The 15653-nt window shown below is 48.6% G+C and carries 12 protein-coding genes and 1 riboswitch; of the genes, 1 reads left to right on the top strand and 11 read right to left on the bottom strand.

Going from position 1 to position 15653, the window contains the following annotated elements; genetic code table 11:
* Positions 1-56: 56 nt before the first annotated feature.
* From thiE to BUB73_RS05655, 9 genes are all read right to left on the bottom strand, one after another.
* Positions 57-680, bottom strand: a complete 624-nt coding sequence (gene thiE, locus BUB73_RS05695) for a thiamine phosphate synthase (RefSeq protein WP_073284299.1) — start codon at positions 678-680, stop codon at positions 57-59.
* Entirely contained in the window at positions 670-2232 is a 1563-nt protein-coding gene (locus BUB73_RS05690; RefSeq protein ID WP_073284296.1) for a GGDEF domain-containing protein, read from the bottom strand. Before BUB73_RS05690 ends, thiE begins: the two co-directional genes overlap by 11 nt.
* A gap of 50 nt (positions 2233-2282) precedes the next feature.
* Entirely contained in the window at positions 2283-3593 is a 1311-nt protein-coding gene (thiH, locus tag BUB73_RS05685; RefSeq protein WP_073284293.1) for a 2-iminoacetate synthase ThiH, read from the bottom strand.
* Between the two features lie 145 nt (positions 3594-3738).
* Positions 3739-4509, bottom strand: coding sequence for a thiazole synthase (locus tag BUB73_RS05680; protein ID WP_073159283.1), 771 nt, complete (start codon positions 4507-4509; stop codon positions 3739-3741).
* 119 nt (positions 4510-4628) lie between these two features.
* A complete protein-coding gene (gene thiF / locus BUB73_RS05675; RefSeq protein WP_170932258.1) occupies positions 4629-5255 on the bottom strand; it encodes a thiamine biosynthesis protein ThiF in 627 nt (208 codons plus the stop codon).
* A 13-nt stretch (positions 5256-5268) separates the two neighbouring features.
* A complete protein-coding gene (thiS, locus tag BUB73_RS05670; protein ID WP_170932259.1) occupies positions 5269-5478 on the bottom strand; it encodes a sulfur carrier protein ThiS in 210 nt (69 codons plus the stop codon).
* A riboswitch (TPP riboswitch) is annotated at positions 5462-5593 on the bottom strand. Its footprint overlaps the gene before it by 17 nt.
* A 31-nt stretch (positions 5594-5624) precedes the next feature.
* Positions 5625-6662, bottom strand: coding sequence for a carbohydrate-binding protein (locus tag BUB73_RS05665; protein ID WP_139259126.1), 1038 nt, complete (start codon positions 6660-6662; stop codon positions 5625-5627).
* 51 nt (positions 6663-6713) lie between these two features.
* Positions 6714-8378: a glycoside hydrolase family 43 protein gene (locus BUB73_RS05660; protein WP_073284284.1), complete on the bottom strand. Its 1665-nt coding sequence runs from the start codon at positions 8376-8378 to the stop codon at positions 6714-6716.
* Positions 8379-8455: 77 nt separating this feature from the next.
* Positions 8456-10540 (bottom strand): family 43 glycosylhydrolase, encoded by a 2085-nt coding sequence (locus tag BUB73_RS05655; RefSeq protein WP_254795007.1) that lies wholly within the window; start codon positions 10538-10540, stop codon positions 8456-8458.
* A gap of 300 nt (positions 10541-10840) precedes the next feature.
* On the opposite strand from BUB73_RS05655, the gene BUB73_RS05650 reads away from it, so the two are divergent.
* The gene (locus BUB73_RS05650) at positions 10841-13168 is read left to right on the top strand and encodes a cellulase family glycosylhydrolase (protein ID WP_073284281.1); all 2328 of its coding nucleotides are present in this window, start codon (positions 10841-10843) and stop codon (positions 13166-13168) included.
* Between the two features lie 229 nt (positions 13169-13397).
* Here the strand turns inward: BUB73_RS05650 and BUB73_RS16850 are convergent, their stop codons facing one another.
* Together BUB73_RS16850 and BUB73_RS05645 are read right to left on the bottom strand one after the other, a co-directional pair.
* Positions 13398-13607: a hypothetical protein gene (locus BUB73_RS16850; RefSeq protein ID WP_088658488.1), complete on the bottom strand. Its 210-nt coding sequence runs from the start codon at positions 13605-13607 to the stop codon at positions 13398-13400.
* 87 nt (positions 13608-13694) lie between these two features.
* Positions 13695-15620: a DUF4474 domain-containing protein gene (locus BUB73_RS05645; protein ID WP_073284278.1), complete on the bottom strand. Its 1926-nt coding sequence runs from the start codon at positions 15618-15620 to the stop codon at positions 13695-13697.
* Positions 15621-15653: the final 33 nt, after the last annotated feature.

The raw sequence follows: 15653 nt of genomic DNA, 5'->3' as shown, positions 1-15653 counted from the left end.
CTGATGCGTCGGGCTAGATGCGGGACTCGTCGGGCCAGTTCTGCCGCGTCAATAGGTTACAGCGCCAGGAAGGCAGCCTTCAGTTCGCGGGCGGCAGCTTCGGGATCAGCGGCCTTCTGGATGGCGGAAACAGCGCAAATGCCAGCGATTCCAGAGCCGGCGAGAACGTGGATGTTGTCCTTGTTCAAGCCACCGATAGCATTCACGGGAATAGGCACCGCCTTCACGATTTCCTTCAGAGTATCCACGGAAGTGAGGATGGTGACGACCTTTGTGGTTGTGGGATAAATGGCGCCCACGCCACAATAGTCCGCACCCTGTTCGTAGGCTTCCAGAGCCTGGGGGACAGTCTTGGTCGTAGCACCGATGATTTTACCCGGGCCCATGAGTTTGCGGGCTACAGCAACGGGCATGTCGGTCTGCCCCACATGAACACCTTCGGCACCGATGGCGAGAGCAACATCCACGCGGTCATCAATAATCAGAGGCACGTTATAGCGGCTGGTGATTTCGTGAACAGCAGCGGCCAACTCCATGTACTCACGGGTAGACTTGTTCTTTTCGCGGAGCTGGATGATGGTGGCACCGCCCTTGCAGGCAGCCTCCACAGAGGGCAGGAACTTTTCGGCGGGAACGGTAGAACTGTCGGTAATAAAGTAGAGGGTTGTATCAAGTTTCATGGGCTGCGCCAATATCCTTTACGTACAAATACAAGGTCTGATTTTCTGCGGTGTAATCATCGGAGGGAATCATTTCCATCATCACACGGCGGTAACCATCGGCAGAGAGTCGCCTATAGAAAATGCTCAGAGAGGTGTTACCCTTCGTAAAATAACTACGCAAGAATTCCAGGGAAGTTTTTTCCAGATAACCATCCAAGTCCTCAGCATGAACCTGCCCAGACTTTCCAAAGCCATGAAGCCATTCGGAAATCTTATGGGAGAAGCCCTTCTGTTCTGTTTTCTCATCCTGGTTCATCTTGATGATTCCATAGGAATCAGCCGTCAGGTTGACCTTCAAAATCTTGGTGTAGGAATTGCAGACGGCATCAAAGGCTTCGCGCTGTCCTCGGCGGTCTACGCCCTTGGATTTGTAATACTGTTCCTTATCATGATACATCATCTGGTCAGCAGACTTTTTCAATTCCATCAGGCTGGCGTTAGGCATATCCCGTTTGGCGGCATAACCAACAGAAAGAGACATGTCCTTTATTCTCTGGCCTTTCCACTGGTCAACTTCATTTTCAAGCCTGTCCTTATATTTCTTGCCGGATTCATCGGAATGTACAACAACAATAAATTCATCGCCACCCACGCGATAAACCTTGCCGCTGCCGGAAAAAGCGTTGGTAATGCAAAGGCTGGCCCCCTGGATCAGTTCGTCGCCAGCAAGGTGACCTAGGGTATCATTAACCTGTTTTAAGCTATTCAAGTCCACAGAAAAAAGAATCAAGTCATCTTCTATGGGATGATCCTCGTATCGCTTAAGGTCTTCTTCGTAGGAACGTCGATTGTAAACCTGGGTCAGTTCATCGGTAGTAGACGCCAGCACCAGGCGATCGTTATGCTCCCTTGATGCAATGAATACGTGAATGATTGTACAGCCTACCGCATAGCCAACAGCATAGAAAGGTGCGTTGGGGAAGAAAAACTGGAATATGCCGCACAATATGGGAGCCAACACGAAAACAAAGACGGCGGCATACTGTTTACGGGTATCCCCCTTCTTACTTAAAGCAGAAATTGCAGTAATCAAGCCAATCAACACATAGATAAAGTACTGGTTAAAGAACGCAACCTGCCTAAAGGCTTCGCATCGGTATTCGTTATTGGGACCAATGGTAAAGATGGTGGGAACGAAGATATTCCTTATAACCAAGGCCGTCTGAAAAACAACCGCCAAAAGAACCAGCGCACTGTAAAGCCTTTTGTGGTGAATTTCACTGCCCAGATAAACCAGAACAAAATGAAGCCAGACGTACGCCGTGATTACCGTGAAAATATGGAATCCGGTAGTGATCCCAAAAAGGAGCGACGGATGGCCAACTTCGGGCATGGCCGCAATTCCCCACAGGGCATCCTGCAAGCAAAAGAACACGCACCAGGAAACAAGAATTCGATAAGCCTTATCTACAGGCGAGGCTTCGTTCTTGTAGGTATAGGCATGCCACAAGAAAATCGCCAGAATTATGGCGAAAGTCAAAGAAGCAATCCAGTAAAGCGCCTGTTCCATCGCAAATAATCTAAATAAAAATCAAGTCGACGGCATCCCGATGGTTTAAACTACACGTACAAATAGTCATTTAGCACGGGCTGGAGGCCTTCGCCGCTAATATCCTTGTACATGGCGTTGAAACTACGGTTGTCGTTGATTTCGAACTGCTCATCGCCCTCGGCATCGGAAGTCTTCTTGCCGGCGTTTACGTCGGCGGTCTTGGTTTTAACCTCGTCGTCGCTGTCCTTGTACTTTTCCTCGTGGTCGCCAACGCCTGTGGATACACCTGCGGAAACCTTGGTAGCGGCAATCTTTACGATGCCGTTGCGGAATTCCTTGGATTCGCGGCTGGAGACGGTAATGCCAACAAAGGGCATGAAGATGCGGTAGGCGCACAGTACCTGGCAAAGTTCCTTTTCGTGAACGTCAAGAGGATTAATCTTGTCGTTGTTCACGATGGGACGAAGGCGTGGGCAGGACAGGCTCATTTCTGCATGAGGATACTTCTTCTGCAGATAGAACACGTGGAGGGCGCTGGCCAGGGCATCTTTGCGGAAGTCGGAAAGGCCAAGCAATGCGGAGAAACCGCAACCGCGCATGCCACCCATGAGGGCGCGTTCCTGGGAGTCGAAACGGTACGGATAGATACGCTTGTGACCCAGCAGGTGAAGTTGTTCGTAACGAACCTTGTCGTAGGTTTCCTGAAAGACCGTCACGTAGTCTACCCCACATTCGTGCAGGTACTTGTACTCGTCGGTGTTCATGGGGTAAACTTCCACACCCACCATACGGAAATACTTGTGGGCAATCTTGCAGGCTTCACCGATGTATTCCACGCTGCTCTTGGCGCGGCTTTCGCCGGTGAGGATCAGCACTTCTTCCATGCCGCTGTCGGCGATGACCTTCATTTCGTGTTCAATCTGCTCCATGGAAAGCTGCATGCGCTTGATTTTGTTGTAGCAGTTGAAGCCGCAATAGACGCAGTAGTTTTCGCAGTAGTTGGCGATGTACAACGGAGTAAAGAAATAGACCGTATTGCCAAAGTGCTTGCTGGTTTCCAGCTTTGCCTTCTGGGCCATCTTTTCAAGGAACGGAGCAGCTGCCGGAGAAAGGAGCGCCTTGAAATCTTCCACAGTGCAAGTGTGATGATCCAATGCAGCCAGCACATCACGAGCAGTGTACTTACTGAAGTCTACGGAATCCACATGTCCCATGACCTTGCCATAAATGTCGGACTGGATGACTTCCATACCCTTCATGTATTCCATGTGGTTGGAGCGCGCGGAAGGATCTGTTTCGATACGGTGCTTACGGGCCAATGCCTCGGGAGACAAGGTATCGGAATCAATAAAATAACGTTCGTCGTGATAATTGTTCATAAGCTATCAGTTATCAGCCCGCAGCTTCGCTGCTATGAGTTGTGAGATAAATAATCGCGGCGAAGCCGCCTTGCTTTAAGCTCAAAGTGAGCATCCGCAGGATGCGAACGTGCTCATACCTGAAAGCGAAGCGACCTCGTACCTGTTAGTCTCTCAGGAATCCTGTAAGGGGATCGCTGGCGGCGGCACCACGAACCAGCACGCGGCCCATACCGGAGAGGTAGGCGTTACGGCCAGCTTCGATGGCGGACTTGAAAGCGGCGGCCATGCGAGGCAAGTCACCGGCGGTAGCAAGAGCAGTGTTCGCCATGACGGCGGCGGCACCCATTTCCATGGCTTCACAAGCCTGGGATGGCTTACCGATACCAGCATCTACGATAATGGGAAGTTCAATTTCGTCGATGAGAATCTGGATGAAATCCTTGGCGGAAAGACCGCGATTGGAACCAATGGGAGCGGCCAGAGGCATCACTGCGGCAGCACCGGCATTCACCAGGTCGCGTGCCACGTTCAAGTCGGCGTGCATGTAAGGCAGCACCACAAAGCCTTCCTTGGCAAGAATTTCAGTAGCCTTGATGGTTTCGTAGTTGTCCGGCAGCAGGTACTTGGAGTCGCGCATGATTTCGATCTTCACGAAATCGCCGCAGCCCAGTTCGCGGGCAAGGCGTGCTATACGGACTGCTTCGTCGGCGTTGCGGGCGCCAGAAGTATTGGGCAGAAGGGTTGCACTCTTGGGAATGTAATCCAGGATGTTTTCGTGTTCCTTGGTATTGGCACGGCGAACGGCGCAGGTAATGATTTCTGCACCGGCGTACTGCACCGCAGCCTCAATCAGCTTCAGGGAGTACTTACCAGAACCGAGAATAAAGCGGGAGTTGAACTCATGACCGCCAAGAACAAGTTTATCGTTTTCCATATATTAGGGCGCGCCAAAGGCGCTTTGAGGTTTGAGGTCGCTGCTTCGCAGCTTCGAGGTGCGAGGGTTACGAAACCAGCTACACTTCAACATTTTTCTTGAAAAATAAAAAAGTGGGACTACTTTGGCTCCATTCCACAGATCAAGCGCACTACGGTTTGCGCCTGGTGGGCAGCACAGGCCATGACGCGGGGAGCCACAAGCCCTACCCCATCATTTACATCACTGACGCCATCGCCGCACAAATAAAACTTCTTGGATACGCGGCGAGTCTGGATGCTGTTGGCATCCCCAAAGCCAGCCATTCCGGAGGCCGCCACCAGAGTCTTTCCATTTTCCAGCACGGCGTTCACCAGCATGGCCTTGGCTTCCGCATTATCAAAGGCTTCCACCACGACGTCCGCCGTCCCAACCAGTTCCATCACGTTTTCCTCAGTGACGCGAACCTGATGGGATTCCAGTTCAATATACGGTGCAATTTCTCGCAAGTTTTCGGGCAGAGCAACAGCCTTCGCCACACCAACCTGGCTTGCCTTGTACTGCTGTCGGTGCAAATTGGTAACGTCGACGCAGTCAAAGTCAATAAGAATAAGCTTGCCTACGCCGGCACGAGCCAGAGCGATAGCCACATTGGACCCAAGGCCTCCCAGACCACAGACCGCCACCGTGGCCGCCTGCAATTTCTGAACATTCTCAGCACCTTGTCGTTCCACCAAGGCAGAGAGCATTTCCTCTCGTGAGGGCATGCGCGGTTCCAAACTAGCCCCCTCCCACAAAACTGACAACTTCCAGAGAATCCCCTTCTGCAAGGAGAGTTTCGCCATACTTGGCCTTAGGTACAATATCGCCATTCTTTTCAACAGCGATGCGCTTGCAGTCAAAATTTGTGGTGGAAAGGTATTCCGCGACGGTCTTGCCAGCAAAAACGGTTCCGTCTGCTTCGATGTCAATACCATTTACTTTAATCATCATACCTCCGTTGGCATTATCCAAATCAGGTGCGGTCGAAATCTACGCGGCGCCAACTCGGCTACCAGGCGAAATTTCCTCTCAGCCGGTTTAACCAGCTCCCGTATAGCTTAAAATTAGGAAATCTTAAAATTCTCGGCAACAGGTTACTTCACCTGTACAATGAAATTGCCCTTGGGCAAGTTTTCAAAGCGAACTTCTGTACCTGCCAAAGCGCCGCGAACGTTGCGGGCACCTATGACCCGTCCCATGGAATTCAAGAGGTAGACATTCTGGAAACCATTGCGGTTCAAGCGAACGCTATAAGTATCACCCATGCGGGCAACCGTATAGCGAGCTTCCACCGGCCAAACCTTCGCATGAATAGCAGAACCTCCACACTCGCCATCATCAACAACACATTCGGTGTTGCCAGATTCCGCGTTTTCACTAGAACTGGATTCCGATTCTACCGCCTTCGACTTGAACATGATGTTTCCCACAGCCACTTCGCCAGAAACCTCACTTGCAGTAAGGAAGAAATCCTGCACGCCAGCCAGCTTCTCGTCGCCACCAAGAGCGGAACATTCCACTTCATTCCAGCCACCAGCAGATGCAATTCCTTTGCCCAAGTCACATTCAGAAATTACGGTACCGGACTTGGAGCCTGAGCGAAGAGTCAACTTACCAGAAGAACCCTTCACCTGAACGCGAACTGAATTGCTGGCAATGGAATCAGTAACCACATTTTCGAACAAGGCGTAGCCGCCATCCTTCATGGCGAGTTCATCCTTTTCGTTCAAACGGATGCGGATACCATTATCGAAGCCATTACCGGGAATGGCATCGCGGTTAACGCGGAGGAAGTCGATGCGGTCCAGTTCCGCAAAGTTGGAACCATTGGGCACAGGACTTACATCAATGAAGTTGCCGCCACGCTTAAGTGTGGCAGGAATCAACACTACAGACTTTTCCGAGAATTCTCCCCAGGCACCAGTTGCAGGAAGCTTAACATCCTGAGCCACGCCGTTGACCGTTACGTTATGCGTAGCGGTACCTGTACCGCCGTTGGCGTAACGATAGCGCAGCAGATAATCGCCAGCCTGCATAATGTTCATAGGCAGGTGAATCTTGGAGCCCTTGGTATTGATATAGCCCAGGTATTCATTGCCGGAGGCCTTGGTACCGCGAGTCACTTGAAACAATAAAAAAGAGCCTGCATTTTTCAGCAGGCCCATTCGCTAAAGAATCATAAGTTAGTGAGTTACAATCTTCAAAGTTTCGCGTCCAACTCGCACAAGATAGGATCCCTTGGGCATGCTCTTCAACGCAATCCGAGAACCGAATCCGCACTGGACGACATTGCCATTCAAGGTAAAGATGGTCCAATGAGAATCATTTTCCAAGCGGACAATCCCGGCAGACATGTCGTAGTTCATAGAAGGTTTCTCGACCTTCAAACGCAATCCCGTTTTGCAGTTTTCGTCACTGGAATTTTCACAGTTACTGGATTCTTCGCTACCGCTCAGAATGACGCTGGAAGAGGAGTTCGGAACTACGTCAGAAGAAGAACTTTCAGGATCCTTAGGCAATTCAGCAGCTTTAAACTGAATCTTCTGATTATCAGTTCCAGTGCGAACCCAGGTGATCAAGGGCACGCCAGGATCCTTGGAAATATTCAGGATGTCGCCAAGATAATCATCATCGTAATTGGCAAACAGGAAGTAGCCCTTCTTTTCAGAAGCATTCTCAATGCGGATTTCGCAGGGCGTAGCGCTGGTGCGAACCGTATCCAGCAAGGTTGCAGACGGGCAATAATACTTCTTGGTACCATAATTCTGCAAAGTGTAGTGACGCTTGGTTTTCCCCTGAGCGATTACCCAAAGTTGATTATCTGCAGTTTCATCAGCAGTCTGCTGAACAACCATATCCCCATCATCCTGTAAAGCCAAGTTGCTATGGCTTACCGTAAGACGATAACCGCCATCCTTTACAAGGGCATTATTTACTTTGTCTACACCAGCGGTACGTACAATCTTCTGAATGTTTCCATCTCGATCGTAATACAGATAATCAATGTTCACGGAACGTCGATAAGTCCAGCCACCTGGAGAATTGGCGCCGTGATGCATAAAGTACCAATGGCCCATATATTTGAAAATGGCCTGGTGGTTAGTTTCGGAATTATCTTCCTTGGCGTTAATCACGCCCTTCTGAGTCCAGGGGCCGTTAATGGTCGGAGCCATGGAATAATTTGTGGTAGACGGATAACCGGAAGCGTAACTGAAATAGTAGTTTCCGCGAAACTTGTGCATCCAGGGAGCTTCAAAGAAATCCTTGATGCCAATATCTTCGGGCTTGCTTGCCAGCTCGATCATGTTCTCTTTCAATTTGACACGACGGCCAGCACTCCAGGAGCCCCAATAAAGCCAGATGTCGTCCCCATCGTAGAAGATGGCGGGGTCGATATTCAACTTAACATCGTTTTCAGTAAGGTCCGTAATGAGGGCAGAACCGATGGCGTCTTTCCACGGGCCAGACGGATGATCTGCTACGGCCACACCAATGGCAAATCCTTCATCCTGTTTAATGGATGCATGATGAACCGCCACATACCAGTAGAACTTTCCGTTACGATATTCGCAATGGCCTGCGAAGGCACTGGCATCAGCCCACTTGAAAGTCTTGTAACTGAGAACGGCACCGTAATCGTGATAATTTTCCATATCATCGGTGACCATCACATGCCAATCGTTCATCAAGAAGAACTTATTGTTGGCTCCTTCAGGGCCCTGTTCGTCGTGGCCAGCAAAAATAAACAAGCTATCGTTGTAGACAAGTGCCGCAGCGTCTGCAGAATAAAAATCCGTAGTCAAAGGATTAGCAGCCTGTGCAAGGCCAAACCCAAACACAGCGGCCATTGCACAAGCTGCAACCCCCAAATGCTTCCTTATACCCATATCCCAACTTCTTTTTGAAACTACGCCATATCCCTTAATTACTTCACGCGAACAATGAAATTGCCCTTGGGCAGATTTTCAAAGCGGACATCTGCACCCACCATAGAGCCACGAACATTGCGCACGCCCACAATTTGACCCATGGAATTCAACAGGTAAACGTTATTGATGTTAGAGTCATTCAGGCGAACACTATAGACACCTTCCATGCGGGAAACAGAGAAGCGAGCACCTGCAATTTCGCTTACGCGAATACCCGTACCGCAATCCTCGTCAGATTCGCAACCGGAGTCGCTAGATTCTACAGTTTCATCACTTGAGGAAGAAGCTTCCACGCTTGCAGCCTTAAAGATGATATTGCCAATAACAACTTCTCCGGACTGGCCGCTAGCGGTAAGGTAAAAATCCTGAACCCCAGACAACTTGGACTCGCCACCCAGCGAGGAACACTCAACCTCGCTCCAGCCGTTTTCGGCCTTTACGGTCTTACTCAAGTCGCATTCAGAAATTACCTTACCGTCCTTGGCTCCAGCGTGCAGGGAGAGCTTGCCAGAACCATTCTTAACCTGCATGCGAACCGCGGTACTTGTAATGGAATCCGTCACCACGTTCTCGAAAATGGCATAGCCCCCATCCCTGATAGCTAGCTGATCATTTTCATCAAGACGAATACGGATACCATTATCAAAGCCGTTACCCGGAATCGTATCACGGATCACGCGCAAGAAATCGATGCGGTCCAGTTCAGAGAAGAAATCATTGGGAACGGGGCGAACTTCAATAAAGTTACCACCACGCTTAAGTGTAGCAGGAATCATGACCACAGAATTTTCGGGGAAGGTCCCCCAGGAACCCGTAGGCGGCAATTTCACAATCAGCTCTTTTCCATTGACAGAAACCCCGTGGGTAGCATCACCCGTACCGCCATTGGCATAACGGTAGCGCAGCAAATATTCACCCGCCTGGGGAATATTCATAGGCAAACGAATTACAGTACCCTCGGTATTGATATAAGCCAAGTATTCACCGTTAGACGCAGTCTTGCTAGAGGTAATCACCAAATCGCCGCTAACACCGCGAGTCAAAGCACCATGTTCCACTTCGGCACTCAAATAACGCCCCAAGAAAGGCTGGCCCATTTCGGCCCAGTTGTCATCCGTGAAAACGACATCGCGAATATGGATGTGATTGTACTTGTCGCCGGCATTATCATAGTAGTGATGGACAAAACGGACGCGGTTAATATCCTGGAACGGTTCGCCACCACCGGGGCCCACATAGCGACCATAACGTTCCAGCAAGATAGTGCCACCGCCAGTCGCCATGTTGTAACCAGCCCTATCCTTGTAAGGACCGGTCACTTTATCTGCGCGGCCATAGGCGGTTTTGTAAGTGGTCTGCTCAATGTTGTTACCCTGCTGGCAGCACTTATCCCATGCAGTAAACAGGAAGAACTGGCCATTATGTTCAATCAGGGCCGGGCCTTCTTCAGCGCCACCACTGGCAGTACTTGTACGACGGGCAATGTTATAGACAGTCATGTCATCGGAAGCCTGGTAGCCAGTCTTGCCATCAATCTTGATCAGCTGAATGCCCAAGCCAAAAGAACCGAAGGCCATCCAGTATTCACCCTGGCTAGTCTTGATAATATCGGAGTCAATGGCGTTATACTTGTCAGTACCTTCCTTGGTGTGGAACACATGACCCTTGTCGGTCCAGCCGTAGCCAGCCGTACCTGGAATCATGGACTTGGAAGCGGTATAACCGATGGCGGAGTTACGCTTACCAAATTCAGAACCGCAGTAATAAACACGGTATTCGTCATCAAACTTGTAAATATCCGGAGCCCAGACGTCTTCCATGCCGGGGGCGTACTGAGTAAGCCAGGACGGCACAACCTGCATGGTACGACCGTTATCCTTCCAAGTGTAGGCGTCTTCGGAAGTCCAGAGCTGCAGATGGTTATTGGTACTCATGAGAGCATAGCCATCATCCAGGCGAATCATGCTTGGGTCATGCCCAGGCTGCAAGTTATCCTTGGCATACCAATCGGCAGCCAAAGCAGAACTAAATGCGGCGTTTAACACCAGCATTCCCACCACAGAACCGGTAAAACGTTTCATGACCATACTCCAGACAATAATATTTTCAGTTATAAACCAAATCCCAATTTTATAGGGAATATAAAATTCCATTAATTAAAAGTCAACATTTTTATTAAAAACAGACCCTAAAGTAAGCTAAAAATACACTTCAAACCTACCTAAACAGAAATTAAACATCAAAATTAGACGTCCACACTTCAACATTTAATGTCCACACTTTTAATCATTCCACATTGGACGTTTCCTCATGTTACACAATCCATACAGAAATTATTTTAAAAAGAAAAGTTTTATTTACAAAAGGCAAGGAGAAAGTCCATGAACATCTTCCGTTTTGGAATAGCCCTGGCATTGAGTCTAGCCACCACCACAATGGCCGCCACTCCCAACCGCATCGGCCCCGTCACCCAATACGGTCAGCTGCAGGCAGATAAGAATGCCAGTAACCAGGGCCGAATCTATGGATCCTGCAAAGATTACAACAAGCAAAGCGGAAACGCAGTAAAGGTCAGGGGTATGAGCCTTTACTGGAGCCTACTCAAGGACGCCACCGACAAATATTATACAGAACAGGCTATCGACGCCATGGTCAGCGAAATGAACATTGAAGTCATCCGTTTCGCCATGGGCACCGCCAGCGACTGGGGCAACAAAGGCTACGACTCCGACCCTTACACCCAGGAAAGCCTCCTCAAGACCGTAGTGGAAGCTGCCATCAAGAACGACATCTACGTCATCATCGACTGGCATTCCCATACGGCCCACACCGAAACCCAGCTGGCCAAAAAGTTCTTCAAGAAAATGGCCCAGACCTACGGCGGCTACAACAACGTCATTTTTGAAATCTATAACGAACCCGCCAAGACCTGCCATACCGCCACCGGCGCAGACGATGAATGCGAAAAAAGCAATGAATTCGTCACTTGGTCAACGGTCAAGTCCTACGCCGAAGAAGTCATTCCCGTCATCCGCGAATATTCCGACAACTTGATCGTAGTCGGTACGCCCTCCTGGTCCGCAGACCTTAGCGGCGCAGCCCAAAGCCCCCTTACCGGCTACAGCAACATCGCCTACACCTTCCACTATTACGGTTCCACCCACACCGTAAGCAACCAAGGCAATAGCGCTGCAAACGCCATCAAGAGAGGCCTTTCCGTATTCGTAACCGAATGGGGCGTATGCGAAGCCTCCGGCAACGGCTCCATCAATAATGAAGAAAATACCAAATGGCAAAATTGGATGAACACATACGAGTTGTCCGCCGCCAACTGGTCCGCCTCCCAGGTCAACGAAGCCTGCGCCGCATTCACTCAAGACGATCAGGGCAAAGGCTCCCTGATGAACGAAACCTACTACACAACCTCCGGTTCCATGGTAAAGGGCTACCTCTCCAGCAACCCCACCTCCTACAGCGAATGTGAGAGCGGATACGAAGTCCCCGAATACATTCCTGACACCCCCACCATTCCCCAGGACGCCGAAGACGGCAGCGACATCATTGACGATCTGGAAGATGGCGACAACTTCCCCTACACCCCCGGCGAATGGATTGCCTACACCGACAACACCTCTAAGGACGACGACGGAAACAGCCCCAACTCCACCATAGGAAACTCCTCCAAAACGGTCAAGGGACAGATCGCCTACGACATCACGTTCCCTAACCTAAACGAATCCAATTATGTAGCAGGACTCCAGGATATCAAGCTGGTAAAGGGCGACTATATGTACGATCCCTACGTTACCTTGGCACTAAACCTGAATAAGGACGACGGCTACGACCTAAGCAGTTGCACCGCCATCAAGTACGAATACAAGGGAGCCGCCCACAATTTCAAGGCCGTCATGGCCGGAGACTTTGACGGAAAACTCACAGAATACAATAATCACCATACAAAAGTTAACGCCAGCGGCACCTGGACAACAGCCGTCATCGACTGGGGCGACCTTTACCAGGATGTAGGCTGGGGCAAAGAGGCCGAGCTGGACAAAACCAACATCGGACGATTCTCCTGGGAAGTCAAGGACAAAACCTACAACTACCTATTCGTAGACAACATCCGTTGCAACGGCACAAAAATCGAAAGACCCGCCTCCAGCGCATCTACCGATGACATCAGTTCCAGTTCTGGCGAAATTTTGCTCCCGCCCACCAGCGCATCCTCCGGAGACATCAACTCCAGCTCTGACGACGTTCCACTCCCGCCCACCAGCGCAAGCACCGGAGACATCAACTCCAGCTCTGACGACGTTCCGCTCCCGCCCACCAGCGCATCCTCCGGAGACATCAACTCCAGCTCTGACGACGTTCCGCTCCCGCCCACCAGCGCAAGCTCTGCAAGCCAGCAGACTGAAAGCAGCTCCTCAACGGACGAATGCTCCGACTGCGAAACAACAACCATCGCTAAGGCCCAAGCAGCCCGTGCAGGCTACACCATCAGCCGCCAGGACAACACCCTCTGCATCTACAGCCCCAACGGCAGTGCCTTCAAGGTTGAAATGTTTGACATCATGGGCAACACGGTTATGAAAACCCGCGCCACAGGCAGCATCAGCCTCCAGCTGAACAATATGCTTAGCGGTACCTACCTAGTCCGCATCAGCGGCAAGAGCGGGGCGTCCACAATCAAGGTGAACGTAAAGTAAAAAAAGCAAACAAAAAAAGAACATTAGACAAGAGGCCCGGTCATACGACCGAGCCTTTTTCGCTCTTCCCGCCGAATACACATCTGGCATCCAATAATCATCTCAGCAATCTGCCGATGATTCAATTTGCAGTTATTCACCGAAATATCAGCCGCCCCCAACGTAGGCTCCCCCGCCATCTGCAAACCACAAAAATGATCCGAGGTTTTAGAAGGATTATAACCATTCTTCACAAGACGATTATAATCCTCGGCAGTCCGAACTCCACTGGTAATCGAAATTGACACCTTTTCCCAGAAACAGCATAGGGCTGAAGCAAATCGCGAACCTTCTGCAAATTTTTCGCCAGCAACTGCAGCAAGCTAAGTTGATAATCAGTTACGGAAGACTTGGCAAATTCAGAAAGTTTAAAATTTGGGGTAAGATACTTATCGGTCATAAAAACGCTCTTTTTTAAACAACGAAAACCTAGCAAACACAAAATCACGCCCAAAAATGAGCGAAGACGCCAAACACGTTTGATATTTTACTCAAAAGTATGTACTAAAGTGTGCACACCGCCATCAATCCACTCATGACGCCATTTACCTTTCATTTCGGGATTTTGATCACAAGCAATGTCAAAATCATTAATCAATTGCGCATGTTCCTCATCAATCCAAACTGTATATTCTGGAGCCAAATCCTTGGGATTAACCCCCTGTAGGTACGGCACGAATGTGGTAATCCACCATTGCTTCTCGGTAGGTTCATAGGAGTGAATCAAACGAGGAAGATTATTTTTACCCGCAAGAACAAGCTTCATGCGAAAAGTCGGGGTACCACTAATTGATTCATAGTAATCATATTCATCATTTGTAGCAACCATACTCAAGATTTTCTTAAAGGCTGTTTTAGCGGTAAGTTCAGTAAAGGGCAAAGCGGGAAGCATATACTTAGCATGTTCTTTAAAAAACTCGCTAATGCCTTCCATCATTTTATCAGTCAATTCCTTCAAGCTCATCCGTTTAACAAACTCGTAGAAACCCATTTCTGCGCCTGCACCCAAATTAAGGTAATATCCTTTCCAAGTCCAGAAAATATACTTTTTTTCCTGAGAAAGGAATTCAAACTTTTCAAATTCCATGGTTGTAGCACAGTTGAACACTTCATCGTATAAATCGCAATATCCAAATCTCCGTTGTAAACAGTCAACCATGGCATGATAAAAACGCCTTCCGGTATCTTTATCAACAACACTTTCAAAACCAACCGTCTTAAAGAAATCTTGAAATTGGCCATTGGCCGTGATGGATCTCAGTATCGGATCTCCGCCCATTAGTTTATCGTTCCAAGATATATAAATAATGTCAGCATTACTTCTACAGCAATCGGTACTTTGTTTTTTCGCGAGTTCTCCATAGAGAAACACATCTTCTTCATAGCAATTATAATCCTTGTCAATGAACCAAATGTGTCCTACACCATCATCCTTGGGCCCCGAAGCATAAGTGGTAATCTGAGACTGATTTTTTTTCTTTTCAGCAGTAATCAAAGCAATGCGGCCGTTATTTTTAAACAGCATGATATCAGCAAGATTGCAACTCTCAACTCTTACACAACCATTCACAAACAAACCAGAATCATCTTTAGAATAAATACTGAAATTTCTAAATTTTTCTTCTTTAGCGTTTTCATTTGCAAACGCATTTATTTTTTGTTTGTCTAAATCATAACTAAAATCTACTGGGGAATAAACCTTAACGCCATTGTAATTAATTCTTGGATTAAGTGTAGTGCCCTTACAACAGTATCTTGCTATTGCCGTTATATCCTTTTTATAGGTAAAATATTCGTTGGCGATAACGTTGCTATATCCCGCAACAACATCCATCACGAAACGGAATTGATAGTCCGAATTGATACCATCTACATCGCTGATGTTTACCATTTCGGGAATACCGGCCGTAACACTAACTATGTGATTCGTGGTATTCCAACTAGAGTTTCCATCCTTACGATATTGAATTTTTACTTTATAGGCATAACCACCCGTCACTTTTAAAAATAATGCGGAAGCTTCGCCGGCATTAATAGCAGTGGACAATCGTCCCTTAAAATCGGCAACATCAATGAAGGAAGGTGATCTACCCTTAAACACGCTTTTAGGATTGGAAATATTCTTTCTGGTACCATTGTACGTAGCATAATAGTCGCTGTTTTTTTTATAAACAAAAATTTCGGAAGCAACTACCGTCCTCCCCAATCTTATATCCATAACAAATCGTACAGCAGCCCCTTCCTGGATTCCAGAAACATCTTTCAGATAGACTTCTTTGGATATGCCCAAAGACACGTTAGCAAGGTTACCACTTCTTTTCCAGTCACTTTGACCAGGGTTTTTGAAATCAATTTTTGCACGGTAGGCAAATCCACTTGTAACGGTCAAATGAAGACGATAAATGTCGTCCATACTCACTCCAGATTGATAAAATTAAAGAAAATG

The sequence above is a fragment of the Fibrobacter sp. UWH6 genome, from assembly GCF_900142465.1.
Lineage (GTDB): Bacteria > Fibrobacterota > Fibrobacteria > Fibrobacterales > Fibrobacteraceae > Fibrobacter.
Note: the sequence above shows the minus strand (reverse complement) of the source record. Positions and strands in the feature narration are given on the sequence as shown.